Genomic DNA, 17,836 nt, shown 5'->3' with positions numbered 1-17,836 from the left:
GAGCCAGTCCACGAGATCGGCCACGTACTCCCGGTGGGCCGGTCCGGCCTCCGGGGCGTCGCAGGCCCGCACCGCGAGCTCGGCGGTGAGCATCACGATGAGCTGCCGGACCCGGTGCCCGGCGAGCTCCCTGCCGCAGCGGGCGGTCGCGGCCGACACCAGCATCTCGAGCTGGTCCTGGAGAGCGGTGTCGGCGACCGGGCCGCCGGTGACCGTCCGGCCGACCTCGGCGAGCGCACCGACCTGGGCGATCACCCGGAGGGTGCAGCGGCCCTCGTCGTCGTCCAACAGGTCGGCCAACGGGGACACCACCGCCCGGACGATCTCCGCGAGGTCGGGGGTCGACGACGCCCACCGCTGCAGATCGGCCCGACGCTCGTCCTCCATGCGCAGGACCCCGCGGAGCAGCACGTCCTCCAACAGGCCCAGGCGGCCGCCGAAGTGGTAGTTGATCGCCGAGTCGTTGCCCTGGCCGGCGTCGCCGACGATGTCGCGGATCCGCGCCGTCCGCCAGCCGTCGGAGGCGAAGCGCCGCAGTCCGGCCTGGTAGAGGGCCTCCCGGGTGGCGGTCGATCGGGGCTGGCGTGAGATCGCGGTGGAGCGGGGCACCCGCCCGAGTGTAGATCGCCCCTTCCCAATGTCTAACAGCACGTGTTAAATGTGGCCATGACCCGCCCAGTTCTTCCCACCCGCGAGCCGGCCCCGACCGAGCCTGCCCCGACCGAGCCAGCCCCGACCACCACGGGCCCCGCCTTCGACTCGTTCGACCCCGCGCACCTGGCCGATCCCTATCCCGGCTACCGGCGGTTGCGCGAGACGGACCCGGTCCACCTCCACCGCGGAGACGGCACCGCGGCGCGACCGGACTTCTGGGCGCTGTCCCGCTACGCCGATGTCGACGCGGCGGTCTGCGACCCGGGGGCGTTCTCCTCCGCCAGCGGTCTGACCTTCTACCGCGACGAGATCGAGAAGCTGGGGCTGGCGCCGACCATCGTCATGATGGACCCGCCGGAGCACACCGGGAAGCGGCGGCTGCTGGCCAAGGCGTTCTCCCCGAAGCGGGTCGCGGAGACCGAGCCGCAGATCCGCGACTTCGTCCGAGGGCGCCTGGCGGAGATGGCCGAGAGGGACGACGACGACGAGGTGGTCGACCTGCACCGGGACTTCAGCTCGCAGATCCCCACTTTCGTGCTGGCCCAGCTGTTCGACCTGCCGGCAGCGGACCGCCCCCGGTTCGGCCCGTGGGTCAGCGCGCTGACGACCCTGCAGGAGGAGGGGTTCCGTCCGGCGGGCCTCGAGGGCGGTGCGGCGGCGGCGGTGGCGGAGATGTTCGCCTACTTCGGGGAGCTCATCGCCGAGCGGCGCACGAGCCCGGGAGAAGACCTCGTCTCCGCCCTGACGCAGGCCGAGATCGACGGCGAGAGGCTGGACGACTGGGACATCCTGGGGTTCTGCTTCGTGATCGTGGCGGGCGGCAACGACACCACCGGCAATCTCATCTCGCACACCGTCGCGCTGCTCGACGAGCACCCGCCGCAGCGGGAGTTGCTCGTGGCGGACCCGGGGCTGATCCCCGGCGCGCTCTCCGAGTGCCTGCGCTTCGAGTCCAGCGTGCAGGCGCTCGCGCGGACGACCATCCGTGAGGTGACGGTGGGCGGGGTGACGATCCCGGCGGGGGAGAAGGTGATGATGCTCTACGGCTCGGCCAACCGCGACGAGCGCGAGTTCGGTCCCACCGCCGAGGAGCTCGACATCACCCGGGAGATCACCGGGCACCTGGGGTTCGCCCGCGGCCCGCACTTCTGCATCGGCTCGCACTTCGCGCGTCTGCAGGCGCGGATCGCCCTGGAGGAGCTCTACGCCGCGCACCCGGCCATCGGGGTCGACAGGGGCGCGGCCGTCCGGGCGCTCTCGCCGTTCACCCGCGGGTTCCACTCGCTGCCCGCGACGGGGTTCTCCGCGCCGCGGCCCTGACCCGCGCGCCGCGACCCGCACCGCTGCCCCTCTGTTCTCGCGGTCGACACGAGCGGGGCCTGCCTGATCGCCGCGATGTCATCCCGAGGGATGTGTGAGGCCTCCTCGCCCGCGCCCGGGACGAGCGCATCGGTCCGCGATTCGATGCGGCGCCGCCACGGCCGCTGTACCAGTAGGTATGTCAGGCCGAAGGCGCAGATCGCGGCGATGGCCGCCCACCCCACGGGCGGAGAGTCGCGGGGGCCGGGTCCGGGACCGAGGACGACCGGGGGTGAAGGGGGCCGATGGTGGGGTTGGAGCCGGGGCTGGAGACCCGAGTAAACGGGCGTCACACTGCCCGTATAAGAGTAACGTCACCTCATGTAGGCGGATGCGCCGTCCCTGGTGGATCCGCACCCCACTGCACAAGGACTCATCATGGCAACTCCACATGACGCCCCGTCCGGGCCGTCCTCCGCCACAGTCCACCACTCTCCCCGAACCCGCCCGGTGAACTGGGTCATGCTCGTCGCGGGGGTCCTGCTGGCCGTGTTCGGCCTCGGGATGACCGCCACCGGCGCGGCTCTCATGGTGGCCGAGGCCTCCCAGCGCGACGGTCGCTACGCCTACACGGACACCGATCGACTCCAGACCGTCGGCCACGCCATCACGACCGCGCCCCTCACGGTCCACGTCGACGAGGGCGCCACCGTCGGCACGTTCGGTCTCGACGACCTGATCAGTATCCAGCTCCGCGCGACCCCGGTGGTCCCCGATCAGGACGTGTTCATCGGCATCGCCGATGCGTCCGATGTCTCGGCCTATCTCAACGACGTCCCCCACGCGGTGTTCGGCGACGACCCGTGGGACACCGGGTACACCGTCGACACCCCGTACACATGGGGCACGGGGTCCGACCCCGACACCGCGCTCGACGAGGTGCCCGGCACCCGCACCCCCGAACCGCCGACCGACCAGGACTTCTGGGCCCAGTCCGCGACGGGCGGCGAGCAGCAGACGATCACCGTCGACCTGCAGTCCGGCGACTGGGTGGTCGTGGTGATGAACGCCGACGGCACCCGCCCGGTGTGGGTCGACGTGCAGGTGGGCGCGCACACCGAGCTGTTCGGGCTCGCCAATCCCGGGGTTCTGGTCACCGGGATCGTGGCGCTGGTGCTGGGGCTGCCGCTGATCCTGCTGGGGACCGCCGGCCTCGGGCGCGACATCGACCGCGGGCCCGGTGCGGGCGTCCCCGCCGTGGGCGCGGGTCCCGATCCGCTGCGTCTGACCGGGCTCCCGGACCCGCAGGTCTCGCGCGCGATGTGGCTGATCAAGTGGCTGCTGGCGATCCCGCACTACATCGTCATCGCGCTGCTGTGGTTCGCGCTGGTGGTCACCACCATCGCCGCGGGCCTGGTCGTGCTGTTCACCGGTCGCTATCCGCGGTCGTGGTTCATGTACAGCGTCGGGGTGCTGCGGTGGAACTGGCGTGTGGGGTTCTACGCCTACTCCGTGCTCGGCACGGACCGGTACCCGCCCTTCTCGCTGGCGCCCGCCGACTACCCGGCCGAGTTGGACGTGGCCTACCCCGAGCGGCTCTCGCGCGGCCTGGTGTTGGTCAAGTGGTGGCTGCTCGTGATCCCGCACCTGCTCATCGTGGGCATCCTCACCGGCGGCGGGGCGGCTCTGACCAGCGCCTCGGAGTACGGGGGCGCCGAGTGGAACATCTCGCTGGTGGGCCTGCTCGTGCTGATCGCCGCGATCGGGTTGCTGTTCACCGGCCGCTACCTGCCCGGGCTCTTCGACCTGATCGTGGGTCTGAACCGCTGGGTGTACCGGGTCGGTTCGTACGTCCTGCTCCTGCGCGACGAGTACCCTCCGTTCCGCCTGGACCAGGGGCCGGAGGAGCCGGTCGGTCACGGGCCGGAGGTCCCGGCGGGTCACGGTCCGGAGACCCCGGTCGGCCAGGGTCCGGAGGGGCCGGTCGGTCACGGGTCGGAGGGGCCCACCGTCTAGTCCGTCCCGTCCCCGCCGTCGCGGTGGCCCGTCACCATGCGGGCGAGGAGATCGGCGAGCCGCTCGTCGATCTCCTCGCGCTGGTCGGCCGGGATGTCGAGGGTGTCCAGAAGTGCGCCCCGCAGCACCGGCCAGGCGTAGACGGCGGTGAAGACCAGGAGCAGCTCGACGTCCCCGGCTGGCGGGGGAGAGGTCATACGCCTCAGTGCGGCGGCCGGTCGTTCGGCCGGGTCGACCATCGGCGGGAACGCCGCCTCGCCGTCCAGGGCCAACCAGGCCAGGAGGCGGCTGATCTCCGGGTGTGCGGTGGCGCCGAGCAGCATCCCGCGCACGGCCTCGCCCGCGTCGTCGAGGTGCTCGAGCCGCGCGGCGCCGAGGCGCACCGCCTCCTGCATGACGGTGGTCAGCAGGGCGTCCTTCCGGCCGACATGCCGGTGGATCAGGCCGAGGTTGACGTCCGCGGCGTCCGCGATATCGCGCAACGGCACGTGCGGCCCGCGCTCGGACAGCAGCCGCCGGGCCTCGCGCAGGACGGCGGAACGGACCTCGTCGCGACCGGTCGGGCGGGGTCGCGGGGCGCCGTGCCCACGGGTGGGCGCGGAGTCGGGCGGGGTCGGTCCGGGGAGGCCGTCCTCGTCGTCGTCGGATCGGTTCTCACTTTCCATTCCCAAACTGTACACAATTGACTACAGTCGGGTTGACGGGTGTGGATTCGCGCGCCCCGCCCCCACGTGAAAGGCCTCACGATGACCACCACCGACCGCCGCGACGACATCGACGCGATCAAGTCCCTGAAGTACCGCTACCTGCGTTGTGTGGATCTGCGACTGTGGGACGAGCTCGCCGGGACACTCGCCCCCGAGGTCTCGGCCTCCTACGGCAAGCGCCTGTCCTACACCGGCCGCGACGAGGTGGTGGCCGGGTTGCGGGAGCAGATGACCGACGACGTCATCACCGAGCACCAGGCCCACCACCCGGAGATCCAGGTGGACGGCGACACCGCGACCGGCCGCTGGTACCTGCAGGACCGGGTGATCGTGCCCGCCTTCGACACGATGATCATCGGAAGCGCCTTCTACTCCGACACCTACGCGCGCCAGGACGGTCGCTGGGTCATCACGAGCACCGGCTACAAGCGCACCTACGAGGCGATGCTCAACCTCAAGGACATCCCGAGTTTCCAGCTCACGGACAACCACCTCGCCCCCACCGGCGGGCAGTGAGGGCGCGGGCGGACGGTGCGAGCTCTGCCCGGCGAGTCGGTGACGACGACTGTGACCGTGACGGTGACGCGTGGAGCTGATCGTCATCGCCGCGCTGTGCGTGGCGGCGGCCTCGGTCATCGGCGGCGCCACCGGGTTCGGCACGTCCCTGTTGGCCACCCCGTTGATGCTGATGGCGGGCATCGGACTGGCCGAGACGGTGGTGGTGAACCTGGTCGTGGCCCTGGTCACCAGGGTGGGCGTCACCGTGCAGTTGCGCGCTCACATCACCTGGCCGCGCGTCGCGGTGCTGGGACTGGCGAGTGTGCCGGGCGCCTGGTTGGGCGTTCAGACCATCGCGTTCCTGCCGGAGGAGCACCTCAAGCCGGCGGCAGGCGCGATCACGGTCCTGTGCGGGGTCGCCATGGCGCTGCCTGCGGCAAAAACACCCCGACCGCCCTCGGCGATCGCGACCGCGGTCACCGGGGTGATCAGCGGGTACTTTTCCACCACCACCTCGCTCAACGGACCGCCTGTCGTCCTGCTGCTCAGCCGGGCCAGGCTGCCGCCGCTGGGCTTCATCGCCGACCTCGCCGGGTACTTCGTCATCACCAGCCTGGTCTCCCTCGCACTGTTGTGGTCGGGCACCGAGATCGACCTGCCCGCCCTGCTGCCCATGGTGGTGGCCTGCACCGTCGTCGGGGTCCTGGCCAACCAGCTCGGAATCGGCATCGCCATGCGCCTGCCCACCCACGTGTTCCGCTCCGCCGTGATCTCCCTCGTGGTGATCGCCGGCCTCGTCACCTTCGCCACCGCGTGATCGACCTTCGCCACCGCGTGATCGCCGTGACGCCCCGTTCCCACTCCCACAGATTCCCGTACCGACCCCGGAGGACCCCATGACCGACAGCACCGCGCAGACCGACGGCACCGCACAGACCGACTCGACCACGCAGACCGACACGATCGCGCAGCACACCGAGACCGCCGGCACCGCACGTGAGAACCGTCTGGCCGGAAAGGTCGCGATCGTCACCGGTGGCGGGCAGGGGGTCGGGGAGGGCATCGCGCTCGGCCTCGCCGAATCCGGTGCCGCGCTGTTGCTGGTCGGGCGTCGGATGCGCAAACTCGAGCGGGTCGCCGAGATCATCCGTGCGAACGGTGGGACGGCCGAGTGCCTGGCCGTGGACATCATCACCGACGGCGCCCCCGAGGCGATCATCGCGACCGCCGTGGAGAAGCTCGGCGGTGTCGACATCCTGGTCAACAACGCCAACATGGCCATGCCGCTGCCGCTGTCCGACTACCCGGACGACGAGTTTCGCAAGGCCTTCGAGGGCGGCCCCCGCGTGACCTTCACCCTGATGAAGCTGGCGCGGCCCGAGATGGCCAAGCGCGGTGGGGGCACGATCATCAACCTCGTGACCGCCGCCGCCGTCCGGTGGGACGCCGCGAACTACGGCGTCTACGCCGCGGTCAAGGAGGCCATCCGCGCCCTGACCCGCGCCGCCGCCTACGAGTGGGCGGCCGAGGGCACCCGCGCCCTCAACGTGGCGCCACACGCCCACAGCCCCGGGCTGGACTGGTGGATGGAGAACAACCCCGAGGAGGCGGAGGAGTTCGTGTCGAGCATCCCCGCCGGCCGCGTGGGCGACCCCCTCCCCGACATCGGTCGCCCGGTGGCCTGGCTGTGCTCGGCCGAGGCCTCGTACCTCAGCGGTGCCACCATCCCCCTCGACGGCGGCCAGTCCCGCTGGGGCTGACCCCGTCGTCGTCGCCCCGTACAACCCCTCTCCCCGGAAAGCCTCCGCCATGACCCCGACCACTGGTCCCACGAACACCGCACCGAACAGCCGCGACGCGCTAGCCCTGGCCGCCGACATCCGCTCCGGCGCCACCGACCCCGCCGAGGTGCTGGAGGAGGCCATTGCCCGCATTGAGCGGCTCGACCCCGGGCTGGGCGCCATGGTCTCCACGCGCATCGACGTCGCGCGCGCCGAGGTGGAGGCGGGGCTGCCGGACGGACCGCTGCGGGGGGTGCCGATCGTCATCAAGGCACTCGGCACCGATGTGGCCGGGCTACCCGCCGCCGACGGCTCCCGGCTGCTCGCCGACGTCGTGGCGAGTGTGGACAGCACCGTCGTGCAGCGCTACAAGGCCGCCGGGATGGTGGTGCTCGGTACGACCAACGTGCCCGAGATGGGCAAGTCCACCACCACCGAATCGCTGCTGCACGGCCCGTGCCACAACCCGTGGAACACGGCGTACTCGACGGGCGGGTCGAGTGGCGGATCGGCGGCGGCGGTCGCCTCGGGAATGGTGCCGGTCGCTCACGGCACCGACGGCGGCGGCTCCATCCGCATCCCCGCCGCGATGTGCGGACTGGTGGGCCTCAAGCCCAGCCGCGGGCGCGTTCCGACGTGGCCGCACCCCGACGCGCTCTCCTCGCCGTTGTCCTATCACCACGCGCTGACCACCACTGTCCGTGACAGCGCAGCGCTACTCGACGTGGTGGCCGGCCACCGCCCCGGCGACTCCTACGGTGCGCCCACGCCGTCGCGCCCGTTCCTCGACGAGGTCGGCGCCGACCCCGGCCGTCTTTGCGTCGGCATGCTGCGCGTCGCGCCGGGACCGTTCCCCACCGACGCCGCGTGCACCGCCGCCGTCGACCACACCGCCGCTCTGCTCGCCGGGCTCGGCCACGACGTTCATGAGGTGGAGCTGGACGTCGACGTGCTGGAGGGGATGTCGGCGGTCGGCGCCATCATGGGCGCCCAACTGCGGGCCACCATCGATGCGCGCCTCGCCGCGTTGGGAAGAGACCTCGACGACGACGACATCGAGCCCTGGACCCGGGTGATCCTGGACAACGCCATGACCCACTCCGCGCCCGACGTCGCCCGGGCCCTGCAGACCGCCACGCGGACCGGCTGGCGCGTGGCCGAGCTGTTCGGGCCCGGCGGCGTGGACGTGCTGATGCTGCCGACGTTGCCCTCCACCACCCCGGAGCTGGGCTACCTCGACCCGACCGACCCGGAGGCGATGTGGACGCGGTCCTCGGCGTTCTCCGTGTGCACGAGCATGTTCAACCTCTCCGGGCAGCCGGCCATCTCCCTCCCGCTGGCCGCGGATGACCGGGGCCTGCCCGTGGGCGTGCAGCTGGTCGCCGACTACGCCCGCGAGGATGTGCTGCTGCGGCTGTCGGGGCAGCTCGAGGCGGCCGCGCCGTGGGCGACCGTGGCGCCGGGGTACGAGGGATGGTGACGCGCGGGCGTTGATCGTCCGGGCTCGGATGGCGGTGACCCGCGCGGCTCTTGACCCGCGAGGCTCTTGACCCGTGCGGCTCCTGACCTGCCTGGCTCTTGACCTGCCTGTCTCCTTCGCCGCCCTGCTCTTGACCTGCGAGGCTCCTGACCCGCCTGTCTCCTGCGCCGCCCGGTCCGCTGCGGCGGCTGGGCCGTGGCCCGTGCTCTCTGCGCCTCGCTCATCCGCTCCCGCGCCTGGCGTCTCGCTCGCGCGCCCGTACACGCTGACTGCAGCCGCTTCTGAACATGGCGTCTCGCCTGCGCATCGGTACACGCGGGACGCCAGGTTCGCGTGCGGCTGTGGCCGGGCACGAGCCGGGCACGAGCTGGGAGGGAGCCAGGCACGAGCCGGGCACGAGCTGGGCAGGAGCCGCGCCACTGTTCCTCGACTCGACCGGGACGCCACAGGGCCCCGGGCGGCCTCGCCGTGTGGCGGGAGCCCGGGGCCCGTGTGCGTGGGGGTCGGAGTGCAGCCGGTCGGTCAGGACCGGTGGGGATCACTCCTGAGCAGCGTCACTCTTGGGGCAGCGTCACTCATGGAGCACCGTCACTCCTGAGCAGAGTCACTCGGTCACGAACGCCCCGTCGTAGAGGACCGTCGAGGACAGTGTCGGGGTGAGTCCCCCGACGGTGTCGGAGATCGCGACGTACTGCTCGGCGTTGGCCATCACGGTGAACGGCTGCACCTCGTTGAAGACCTCCTGCAGGCGGTTGAGCGCCTCCTTCTGGACGTCGAGGTCGGCGGCGGCCTTGAGGTCGTTGATGGCGGCGGTGAGCTCCGGGTCGTCGATCCCGGTGATGTTGGTCGCCCCGGTCGGGAGCATGCCGCTGGCGAAGGCGGCCGCAGGATCGGCGTCCGAGGTGGCCAGTCCGCCGATCACGATCTCGAAGTCCCCGGTGAACTGGCGTGCCGTGACCTGGGAGACCGGCGCGTTGTCGATCACGACCGTGAACCCGGCCGCGTCCAGCAGCGCCTTGGCCACGACTCCGGCCTCGATGTTCTCGGGACCGTCGCCGATGAGCATGCGCAGGGTGCCGTCCCAGTCCGGGGTGTCGGCCTTGACCTCCTCCACCAGGGCCCGGGCCGCCTCCACGTCGTACGCAGGCCCTTCCTGGCCGTCGTAGAGCCGGGAGGAGTCGGCGACGAGTGCCGAGGTGGCCTGGCCCTCACCGTTGTAGAGGCGCTGGTTCCACAGGTCGCGGTCCAGCGCGGCGGCGACGGCCTGGCGGGCGCGGACGTCGGTCAGGACGCCGTCGTATCCGGCCTTGCCGGAGTTCATGTTGATCACCGAGCCGGAGCTGATGATCTCCTCGAAGCCGCGGACCTCGTCGTCCTGGGCCATGTTCACGAACTTGGCGCCGCGCAGGAAGCCGACCTGGACCTCACCCGTCTGGAACGCGTCATAGGTGCCCTGGGATCCGGGGATGCGGATGAACTTCAGGGTCGGGCAGACGGGACCGCCGTAGTAGTCGGGGTTGGGCTCGAGCACGGTCTCCTGGTCCGGCGTGAAGTCGGCGACGGTGAACGCTCCGGCGCCGATCGGGTTGCTGGCCCACTCCTGCGGGTCGGCGGCCTCGTAGGCGTCCCGGGGGATGACCTCCCCGACGGTCCCGGCGAGCGTGATGGGGAACCCGGCCCACGGGTCGGCGAGCGTGAACTCGACGGTGAGCGGGTCCACCACCCGCGCCTCGGTGATCTCCATGGCCTCGGTCATCGCGACCGACCGGGTGGCGGGGTCCTTGTGCAGGCCCACCGTGAACGCGACGTCCTCCGCGGTGAGCGGGTCGCCGTTGGAGAAGGTCACTCCGTCGCGGAGGGTGAGGGTCCACACGGTGTTGTCGTCGTTGGACTCCAGCGACTCGGCCAGCTTGGGCTCGAACTCCTCGGCCTCCGGGTTCCACACCATGAGCCGGTCGTAGACGGCCGCCGACTGGGCGCCGCCGCGGACGCCGTACTGGCCCTGGCCGGGCGCGAAGCTGGGGAGCATGGAGAACTCGCCCACGGTGATCGTGCCGCCGGCGCGGTCCTCGGTGCAGCGCTCGGACTGGTCCGGCGCGAGGCCCTCGCCGCCGGCCGCGGCGGTCGAGTCGTCCCCGCCCCCGCCACATGCGGTCAGGGTCAGGGTGGCCGCCGCTAGTACGGCCAGTGCGCTGGTGGTGCGCTTCATCGGTTCTCCTCGAGAGGGTGGTGGCACGCGACCTGGTGGCCGGGTGCGATGACGGTCAGCTGTGGGCGTTCGGCTGCGCAGATCTCGGTGGCCCGGGGGCACCGGGTACGGAAGCGGCAACCGGACGGGGGGTCGAGCGGGGAGGGCAGCTCCGAACTCGTGGCGGTGATCGGCGACTCGCCGAGCGTGTCCGCGAGGGTGCCGCCGAGTGTGGGGGCCGACGAGATGAGCAGCATCGTGTACGGGTGGGCGGGCGCGCGGTAGAGGGAGGAGGTGTCGGCGACCTCGCACACCGTGCCGAGGTACATCACGGCCACCTGGTCGGCGATGTTGTGCACCACCGACAGGTCGTGGGAGATGAAGACCATCGTCAGCCGGTAGCGCTCCTTCATCTCCTCGAGCAGATTGAGGATCTGCGCCTGCACGGAGACGTCGAGCGCGGAGACCGGCTCGTCGCACACCAGCACCTCGGGCTCGAGCACCAGTGCCCGGGCCAGCGCGATGCGTTGGCACTGGCCGCCCGAGAACTCGGACGGGCGCCGCCCACCGGCGTGGTCGGGGTCCAGGCCCACCGCCTCGAGGGCCACGTCGACCCGGCGCCGGATCTCCTCCCGGCCGCCGTCGACGCCCTGGATCTCCAGGCCCTCCGCCACGATGTCCCGGACCCTGCGGCGGGGATTGAGCGACGAGACGGGGTCCTGGAACACCATCTGGATCAGCTTCCGGGCCCGGGTGAGGGAGGCCCCGGAGAGCGAGCACAGGTCGGTCTCGTCGACCATCACCCGCCCGGAGGTGGGACGGGGGAGCTGGAGCAACGCGCGACCGAGGCTGGACTTGCCGCAGCCGGACTCGCCGACCAGCGCCAGCGTCCTGCCGCGGGGCACGTCGAGGGAGACGTCCGAGACGGCGTGGACCGTCCCCTTGCGGGTGTGGTACTCGACGGTCACGTGATCGACGACGAGCTTGGCGTCCCCGGGCCGTCCCGCGTCCGGCGGGGTGGGCGCGTCGGCGACGTGCTGACTGGAGCCGGTCATGAGGCCTCGCTGCTGGTGCGGTGGTGGACGGGGACGGTGGGGTGGAGACATCCGACGCGGTGGACGGTGGTCGTCGTGGGGTGGGAGGTGGAGGCCGTGGCGAGGTCCTCGAGAGGGGGGTCGACGACGAGGCAGTCGTCCGCCACCCGTGGGCATCTCGGGGCGAACCGGCATCCCGGCGGCATCTCCCGCAGGTTCGGCGGGCGCCCCTCGATCACGGTGAGAAGGGTGTGCGGAGGCAGGTCCGGCCGCGGGATCGAGTCCAGCAGTGCGCCGGTGTAGGGGTGCGCGGGTTCGTCGAGCAGCGCCCGGGTGTCGCCCACCTCGAGGAACCGACCGGCGTACATGACCCCGATCCGGTCGGTGTGCTGCGAGACCACGGCGAGGTCGTGGCTGACCAGGATCATCGCCATGTCCCCGTCGGCCTGCAGCCCGTGGAGGAGGTCGAGGATCTCGTGCTGCACCGTCACGTCGAGCGCGGTGGTGGGCTCGTCGGCGATGAGCAGCTTGGGCGAGCAGGACAGGGCGATGGCGATCCCGACGCGTTGGCGCATGCCGCCGGAGAGCTGGTGGGGGTACTCGGTGAGGCGGGCGCGGGGAGAGGGGATCCGGACCCGCTCGAGGAGCTCGACCGCGCGGTCGGCCGCCTCCCGGCGACCCAGTCCCAGATGGTGCCGCAGCGGGTCGATGATCTGCCGACCGATGGTCCGGATGGGGTTGAGCGAGGTGAGCGGGTCCTGGAAGACCATCGCGATCTCGCGTCCCCAGAACTTCTGTGCCTCGCGCTGGGACAGGGCCAGGACGTCGCGGCCGTCGAAACGGACCGTCGAGGCGGGATCCACCCGGGCGGTGGTGGGGGCGATGCCCATGATCGAGCGGACGAGCATCGACTTGCCGGAGCCGGACTCGCCGACGATGCCGATGGTCTCGCCGCGGCGCAGGGAGATGTCGACCCCGTCGACGGGCGTGATGCGCCCGGAGGGGGTGTCGATGTGGGTGCGGAGATCCCGGACCTCGAGCAGCAGGTCGTCCCGGTCGTTCGACGACACGGGTCTGCGGGGTGGTGCGGCGGCGATGACGGCCTCCTCGGGGTGATGGTCCGGTCTAAGTCATCTACTTAATCCGTCTTGCTGTGACGAGTATCACGGCATATGGTGGCTACGTCAAGACGAGTAAGAAACCGCCTTAGGCGGTGTCTCAATCGAAGGGTCACTACGTGCTCAGGTTCATTGGCGAACGCGCTCTGCACGCGGTCGTCGTCGTCGTACTCGCCGCGACCGGCGCGTTCTTCCTCATGGAGGCGGTGCCGGGTGACTCCGCGGCCTCGGCCGTCGGCCCGGGAGCCACCGCGGAGCAATACCAGCTGGCGAGGGAGGAACTGGGACTGGACGATCCCGTGTGGACCCGGTTCACCGACTGGGTCGGAGGGGTGGCCTCCGGCGACCTCGGGAACTCACTGGTCCCGCCCAACCAGTCCGTGGTGGAGCTGATCGGCAACGCGCTGCCGGTCACCATGCAGCTCGCGTTCCTGTCGATCATCCTCTCGCTGGCGATCGCGGTGCCCGTCGCCGTGTGGTCGGCCTACCGGCGCGGTGGGGTGTTCGACCAGGTGGCCTCGATCGTGGCGTTCGCGTTCATCTCGGTCCCCAGCTTCGTGGCCGGCCTGCTGCTGATCTACCTGTTGGTCTTCAACCACTCGTTGGCGCAGCAGTTGATCCTCGGCGCGGCGGTGGTGATCGGCCTCGCGGTGGCGCTGTCCCCGCTCGGCAGGCGCGGCGGCCCCGGGTCACCCGGGGTGATGTGGGGCCGGGCCCTGATCGGCGGCGTCGCGGTGGGCGCGGTACTGGCCCTGCTGGCCCTGTTCCTCCCCGAGTTCCCGCGGCAGGGCTACGTGCCGCTGGCCGACGGACTGGGGGAGAACCTGCGGAGCATCGCCCTGCCGGCCATCACCCTCGCCCTGATGGAGGTCGCGATCTTCACCCGCGTCCTGCGGACCGACATGATCTCCACCCTCCAGCAGGACTTCGTCCTCTCGGCCCGCGCCAAGGGCATGCCCACCCGGCACGTCCTGGTCGCGGAGGCGCTGCGGCCGTCCACGGTCTCCATCATCACCCTGGCCGGGATCAGTCTGGGCCGACTCATCGGCGGGACGGTGGTGGTCGAGCGGCTGTTCAACCTCCCCGGCATGGGCAGCATGATCGTCGACGCCGTCCAGAACGACAATCTGCCGGTCGTACTCGGCGGGGTGATCGTGATCGCCGTGTTCTACGTCCTGGTCAACATGACCGTCGACGTCACGTACGCACTCATCGACCCGAGGATCCGCCGTGGCTGACACCGACCCGACCCGCCCCGATTCCAGCCGCCCCGATCCCACCCGGGCTGCCTCCACCCGCGCTGCCTCCGGGCCCGTCGCGGGCCCCGGCGTCGTCGCCGATCCCACCGTGGCCGCCGCCACCCCGGCACGCCGCCGTCCGAGGATGCCCCGGTTGTCCGGACTCGGCACCGCGCTCGCCCTGGCCTGGACCGTCCTCATCGTCCTGGGCGCACTGTTCGTGGACTTCCTGCCGCTGGCCGAGGCGCGCGACCCGTCCCTCGCGCTGATGACGCCGTCGACCCTCGCCCCCGACCTGCTGTCCGACCATCCCCTCGGGACGGACGGACAGGGCCTGGACATCCTGGGAGGCCTGCTCTACGGCGCCCGGGTCTCCCTCGTCGTGGGTATCGGCGGAGTCCTGGTCGGGGCCCTCGTCGGTGGCGCGCTCGGGCTGGTGGCCGGCTACCGGGGTGGGTGGACCGATCGCATCGTCTCCATCATCACCGACACCCTGCTGGCGTTCCCGTCGCTCATCCTGCTCATCGCGATCGTCACCGTGCTCGACCCGACACTGCCCAACATCACCCTCGCCCTCGGGATCATGGTTGTCCCGGCCTACGCCCGGCTCGTCCGGGCCAACGCGATGAGCTTCGCTGGCCGGGAGTTCGTCACCGCGGCGAGGTCGCTCGGGGCGGGTGAACTGCGGATCATGCTGCGGGAGGTCACCCCGAACATCGTCCAACCGGTCTTCTCGTACAGCTTCATGCTCGTCGCCGTGCTGATCGTGGCCGAGGCCTCGCTGAGCTACCTGGGGCTGAGCATTCCCCGGCCGGAACCGACATGGGGCAACATGATCAGTGCCGGTCAGGCCGATTTCCAGCGATACCCGTATCTCGTCGGCGTCCCGGCGGTCGTACTATTCCTGACGGTGCTCAGTTTCAATCAGCTGGGCGAGGCGGCAGGTCGGAAGTGGAGTCCCGGTGCAGCGAAGATCTGATGAGACCTCAGCCGAGGGGAGCGCAGCCGACGTGGCCGAGATGCCCGAGGAGGCCGGCGATTCCCGCGACGCCAAGGACGCCAAGACGGCGATGATCGAGGTCGCCGAGAAGATGATCAGCGAGCGGGGGCTGGACGACGTCTCGATGCGCGACGTCGCGACGGCGGCCGGTCAACGCAACAACTCGGCCGTCCAGTACCACTTCGGCAGCCGCGACGGGTTGATCCTGCAGGTGTTGCGACGCCGGATCATCTCCCTGGACTCCGCCCGGAAGGCGCGGCTGGCCGCGGCCGACGAGCAGGGTCTGGGCTACGACCTGCACACCCTCGTCGGGGTGCTGTTCGAACCGATCGTCGAGCTCCTGCGCGCCCACCCCGAGGCCACGCACTACGCACGGTTCCTGCAGCGGGTCGGGCCGGTCATGGCGCCGGGCATCCCCGAGGCGGATCTGCGGACGGCGACCGACGACGTGGTGGTGCGGCTGATCGACGTGCTCTCCCACCTGCCGCGGCGGGTGGCGTTCGAACGCATCGACCTGGCCACCCAGATGTTCACCGGGGCGCTGGCGGTCTACGAGGACCGCCGGGACGCCCGGAACACCGTGGTCAACGCGCGGTTCGAGGACGTCGTGGCGCACCTCTACGACATGATCGAGGCCGCACTGTGTGCCGGGGCGGGGTCCGGGGCCGGGTCCGGGGCCGGGACCGGGGCCGGGACCGTGTCGCGGGACTGACCTGCTCTCAGACCCGCCCGCGGAGCAGCTTCCGGAAGTAGACCACCGGCTGCAGGTACCGGTCGAACGCGTAGGTCGAGCGTCTGGGCACGGTCAGGTCGATCCCGCGCACCGACGGTGCGGGCCGACCGTCCCGGTCGTGCTCGACCAGCATCAGCCGGTCGCGGCTCACGGCGATCGGGATGATCGTGTAGCCGTCGTACCGCGTCCCGGGTCCGCCGTCCCGGGCCGCGCGCAGGTTGTCGGCGACCACCGCCACCTGCGGTCTCAGCGCCCCTCCGGACGGACGGGTGTCGACGGTCGCGGCGTCGCCCAGGCCCCAGACCGAGTCGAGGCGCGCGTGGCGCAGGGTCCGGGGGTCCACCTCGACCAGCCCGGCGACACCGCCGTCGGACAACCCGGCGTCGGCGATGAACTTCGGCGCGCGGCTCAGAGGGGTGACGTAGGCCAGGTCGACGTCCTCGATCGTGGTGGGGACCGGGCCGTCGAGTGTGACGGTGCGGGCGTGGTGATCCACGGCGGCGACCTCGGATCCCTCGTGGACGGTGATGCCGTACTCCCGGAGGTACGGCTGCACCCGCGAGTCGCACGGTTCGAGTCCGAGGAGTCCGCGGAACGGGGTCACCAGGTGCACGTCGATACGATCGAGCACCTTCTCGCGCCGCCAGCGGTCGCACGCCAGGAACATGGCCTTGAGCACGGTCCCGCCGCAGGAGGCGGGTTCGGGTGGCACCGAGAACACCACGGTCCCCTCGCGCAGGCGGACCAGCGCGGCGCACGCGCGACCCGCGTACTCGGGCACGTGGGCCGAGGCCGCCCATCCGGCGACGTAGGCCTTGTCCAGCCCGGGGATCGCGTCCCACCGCGCGGTTAGACCGGGGCACACGACCAGGTCCTCGTAGGTGATCGTGGGACCCTCCTCGCGCGGACCGAGGGTGACGGTGTGGGCGTCCGTGTCGACCCGTCCAGCCAGGTGGGGGAGCAGGTGGACGCCGGCGGGGACGACGTCCGTCATCGCGCGTTCGTACCGCCTCATCGGTGCCAGGCCGGTGGCGGCGTAGTTGAGCATCGGCCGGTACCGGTGCACGGGACTCGGGTCGACCAGAGCGATGTTCTGCCGACCGTCCCGGCGCAGGCGGGCCGCCAGGGAGATCCCGGCGTTGCCCCCTCCGATGATCACGGTGTCGAACGCGGCGGACACGGGTCAGACCGTCACTGCGTAGCCCACGAGCCCGATGACCAGGAGGAGGACGAGGACGACGATGACGACGATCGGGATGTATGCCCCCTTCTTGGACGGGGACGGGGTGGGGCTCTGCTGTTGCGTCGGGCTCTGCTTCTCCGTGGCGCTGTCCGACTGCATCGACGTGGAATCGGAGTCCGGGGTCTGCGGTCCGTCGGGTGAACCGCCGCTGTCGAGATCGGGGCTCTGACTCGGATCGGGGTCGGAGGGCCGTGCGTGGGTCATGGGACACCTTTCGTGGCGGCTGGTCCTTCCACGCTATGGCGTCACCCGCGCACCCTCCACCGGTCGGGCCGCAGCCACGACCACCACGCCGGGCCCGGCCCCGGCCCTGATCGAGGTGAGGACCCCGGCCACCGACCACGCCGTGATCGCCGAGGTGCGGCCACCGGAGTCCGGGTCCACCGCGTTCTCGAAACGCATGTCGTAGCGGCCCACCGGGGACTCCCACTCCACCACGTGTCGGGTGCGCTGCACCCCGGGGTCGGCCACCACGATCGCCTCCACGCGGTCCAGGCCGAGCGTCGCGAGTGCGAGCGCCACGGAGGCGTTGGAGGTGCGGGGGAACTCCAGCGCCGCCTCCCGCGCGGACCCGCGGAAGACCTCGAGGGGCGTGTCGAGGGTCTGCCGGATGCCCAGGGCGGCCGGGCTCTTGATGGTGACGTGGCGAAGCGCGGCCTGATCGGTGCCCGCCCGGGCCGCCGCCGCGAGGACGTCCAGTCCGCCCACCGCCCCGGCGGGAACGAGGACGCGGCCCGGGCCGTCCCCGATCAGGTCCTGCGGGTACTCGTGCCGCGCGAACACCCCGCACGAGCACACGATCACGTCCTTGCCGGCGCCCGTGACGCGCGGGACGAACTCCTCCGCG

General features: G+C 71.3%; 17 protein-coding genes. 9 read left to right on the top strand and 8 right to left on the bottom strand.

The window, feature by feature from the left end; all coding sequences use genetic code 11:
• On the bottom strand, nucleotides 1-609 hold a 609-nt coding region (locus G6022_RS00115), incomplete at its 3' end, for a hypothetical protein (protein ID WP_182690848.1).
• Between the two features lie 57 nt (nucleotides 610-666).
• On the opposite strand from G6022_RS00115, the gene G6022_RS00110 reads away from it, so the two are divergent.
• Both G6022_RS00110 and G6022_RS00105 read left to right on the top strand, forming a co-directional pair.
• Nucleotides 667-1,974, top strand: coding sequence for a cytochrome P450 (locus G6022_RS00110; RefSeq protein ID WP_182690846.1), 1,308 nt, complete (start codon nucleotides 667-669; stop codon nucleotides 1,972-1,974).
• Nucleotides 1,975-2,391: 417 nt separating this feature from the next.
• Nucleotides 2,392-3,969, top strand: coding sequence for a DUF4389 domain-containing protein (locus tag G6022_RS00105; protein WP_241730957.1), 1,578 nt, complete (start codon nucleotides 2,392-2,394; stop codon nucleotides 3,967-3,969).
• Here the strand turns inward: G6022_RS00105 and G6022_RS00100 are convergent.
• A complete protein-coding gene (locus tag G6022_RS00100) occupies nucleotides 3,966-4,634 on the bottom strand; it encodes a TetR/AcrR family transcriptional regulator (RefSeq protein ID WP_179523256.1) in 669 nt (222 codons plus the stop codon). The genes G6022_RS00105 and G6022_RS00100 overlap by 4 nt on opposite strands.
• Before the next feature lie 81 nt (nucleotides 4,635-4,715).
• Here G6022_RS00100 and G6022_RS00095 point away from each other — a divergent pair, with 81 nt between their 5' ends.
• From G6022_RS00095 to G6022_RS00080, 4 genes are all read left to right on the top strand, one after another.
• Nucleotides 4,716-5,192: a nuclear transport factor 2 family protein gene (locus G6022_RS00095; RefSeq protein ID WP_182638488.1), complete on the top strand. Its 477-nt coding sequence runs from the start codon at nucleotides 4,716-4,718 to the stop codon at nucleotides 5,190-5,192.
• A gap of 70 nt (nucleotides 5,193-5,262) precedes the next feature.
• Nucleotides 5,263-5,991: a sulfite exporter TauE/SafE family protein gene (locus G6022_RS00090; protein WP_182638487.1), complete on the top strand. Its 729-nt coding sequence runs from the start codon at nucleotides 5,263-5,265 to the stop codon at nucleotides 5,989-5,991.
• A 79-nt stretch (nucleotides 5,992-6,070) separates the two neighbouring features.
• Nucleotides 6,071-6,934 carry an SDR family oxidoreductase gene (locus G6022_RS00085; RefSeq protein WP_241730956.1) on the top strand — a complete coding sequence of 288 codons (864 nt, stop codon included), beginning with the start codon at nucleotides 6,071-6,073 and terminating at the stop codon, nucleotides 6,932-6,934.
• A gap of 49 nt (nucleotides 6,935-6,983) precedes the next feature.
• Nucleotides 6,984-8,435 (top strand): amidase, encoded by a 1,452-nt coding sequence (locus tag G6022_RS00080; RefSeq protein ID WP_182690844.1) that lies wholly within the window; start codon nucleotides 6,984-6,986, stop codon nucleotides 8,433-8,435.
• A 604-nt stretch (nucleotides 8,436-9,039) separates the two neighbouring features.
• On the opposite strand, the gene G6022_RS00075 is transcribed toward G6022_RS00080, so the two are convergent.
• From G6022_RS00075 to G6022_RS00065, 3 genes are read right to left on the bottom strand one after another with little or no spacing between them, the layout of a single operon-like run.
• A complete protein-coding gene (locus G6022_RS00075; RefSeq protein ID WP_182639173.1) occupies nucleotides 9,040-10,644 on the bottom strand; it encodes an ABC transporter substrate-binding protein in 1,605 nt (534 codons plus the stop codon).
• Nucleotides 10,641-11,678, bottom strand: coding sequence for an oligopeptide/dipeptide ABC transporter ATP-binding protein (locus tag G6022_RS00070; protein ID WP_182690842.1), 1,038 nt, complete (start codon nucleotides 11,676-11,678; stop codon nucleotides 10,641-10,643). Before G6022_RS00070 ends, G6022_RS00075 begins: the two co-directional genes overlap by 4 nt.
• Nucleotides 11,675-12,727, bottom strand: a complete 1,053-nt coding sequence (locus tag G6022_RS00065) for an ABC transporter ATP-binding protein (RefSeq protein WP_347237771.1) — start codon at nucleotides 12,725-12,727, stop codon at nucleotides 11,675-11,677. The genes G6022_RS00070 and G6022_RS00065 overlap by 4 nt, the downstream gene beginning before the upstream one ends.
• A gap of 167 nt (nucleotides 12,728-12,894) precedes the next feature.
• On the opposite strand from G6022_RS00065, the gene G6022_RS17095 reads away from it, so the two are divergent.
• Genes G6022_RS17095 through G6022_RS00050 form a run of 3 tightly spaced genes read left to right on the top strand, consistent with a single transcriptional unit; the run spans nucleotide 12,895 to nucleotide 15,725 of the window.
• Nucleotides 12,895-14,013, top strand: coding sequence for an ABC transporter permease (locus G6022_RS17095; RefSeq protein ID WP_179523249.1), 1,119 nt, complete (start codon nucleotides 12,895-12,897; stop codon nucleotides 14,011-14,013).
• Nucleotides 14,006-14,992 carry an ABC transporter permease gene (locus G6022_RS00055; protein ID WP_304814998.1) on the top strand — a complete coding sequence of 329 codons (987 nt, stop codon included), beginning with the start codon at nucleotides 14,006-14,008 and terminating at the stop codon, nucleotides 14,990-14,992. Before G6022_RS17095 ends, G6022_RS00055 begins: the two co-directional genes overlap by 8 nt.
• Before the next feature lie 40 nt (nucleotides 14,993-15,032).
• Complete coding sequence (locus G6022_RS00050) at nucleotides 15,033-15,725, top strand: TetR/AcrR family transcriptional regulator (protein WP_182638597.1); 693 nt, start codon at nucleotides 15,033-15,035, stop codon at nucleotides 15,723-15,725.
• Nucleotides 15,726-15,732: 7 nt separating this feature from the next.
• On the opposite strand, the gene G6022_RS00045 is transcribed toward G6022_RS00050, so the two are convergent.
• The 3 genes from G6022_RS00045 to G6022_RS00035 form a co-directional block, all read right to left on the bottom strand.
• A complete protein-coding gene (locus G6022_RS00045) occupies nucleotides 15,733-16,926 on the bottom strand; it encodes an FAD-dependent oxidoreductase (protein ID WP_182638594.1) in 1,194 nt (397 codons plus the stop codon).
• Between the two features lie 3 nt (nucleotides 16,927-16,929).
• Entirely contained in the window at nucleotides 16,930-17,193 is a 264-nt protein-coding gene (locus G6022_RS00040; RefSeq protein WP_179523247.1) for a hypothetical protein, read from the bottom strand.
• 33 nt (nucleotides 17,194-17,226) lie between these two features.
• Nucleotides 17,227-17,836, bottom strand: a 610-nt coding sequence (locus tag G6022_RS00035) for an aspartate dehydrogenase domain-containing protein (RefSeq protein WP_182690840.1), incomplete at its 5' end; no start/stop codon positions are given.

The sequence above is a fragment of the Dietzia sp. Cai40 genome (assembly GCF_014145165.1).
In the GTDB taxonomy this organism is placed as follows: Bacteria; Actinomycetota; Actinomycetes; order Mycobacteriales; family Mycobacteriaceae; genus Dietzia; species Dietzia natronolimnaea.
Note: the sequence above shows the minus strand (reverse complement) of the source record. Positions and strands in the feature narration are given on the sequence as shown.

Excerpts from the sequence above, each read along its gene's own strand:
- G6022_RS00105 (WP_241730957.1), top strand. The coding sequence starts at position 2,392 with ATGGCAACTCCACATGACGCCCCGTCCGGGCCGTCCTCCGCCACAGTC.
- G6022_RS00110 (WP_182690846.1), top strand. The coding sequence starts at position 667 with ATGACCCGCCCAGTTCTTCCCACCCGCGAGCCGGCCCCGACCGAGCCT.
- G6022_RS00050 (WP_182638597.1), top strand. The coding sequence starts at position 15,033 with ATGCCCGAGGAGGCCGGCGATTCCCGCGACGCCAAGGACGCCAAGACG.
- G6022_RS00095 (WP_182638488.1), top strand. The coding sequence starts at position 4,716 with ATGACCACCACCGACCGCCGCGACGACATCGACGCGATCAAGTCCCTG.
- G6022_RS00100 (WP_179523256.1), bottom strand. The coding sequence starts at position 4,634 with ATGGAAAGTGAGAACCGATCCGACGACGACGAGGACGGCCTCCCCGGA.
- G6022_RS00040 (WP_179523247.1), bottom strand. The coding sequence starts at position 17,193 with ATGACCCACGCACGGCCCTCCGACCCCGATCCGAGTCAGAGCCCCGAT.
- G6022_RS00085 (WP_241730956.1), top strand. The coding sequence starts at position 6,071 with ATGACCGACAGCACCGCGCAGACCGACGGCACCGCACAGACCGACTCG.
- G6022_RS00070 (WP_182690842.1), bottom strand. The coding sequence starts at position 11,678 with ATGACCGGCTCCAGTCAGCACGTCGCCGACGCGCCCACCCCGCCGGAC.
- G6022_RS00075 (WP_182639173.1), bottom strand. The coding sequence starts at position 10,644 with ATGAAGCGCACCACCAGCGCACTGGCCGTACTAGCGGCGGCCACCCTG.
- G6022_RS00080 (WP_182690844.1), top strand. The coding sequence starts at position 6,984 with ATGACCCCGACCACTGGTCCCACGAACACCGCACCGAACAGCCGCGAC.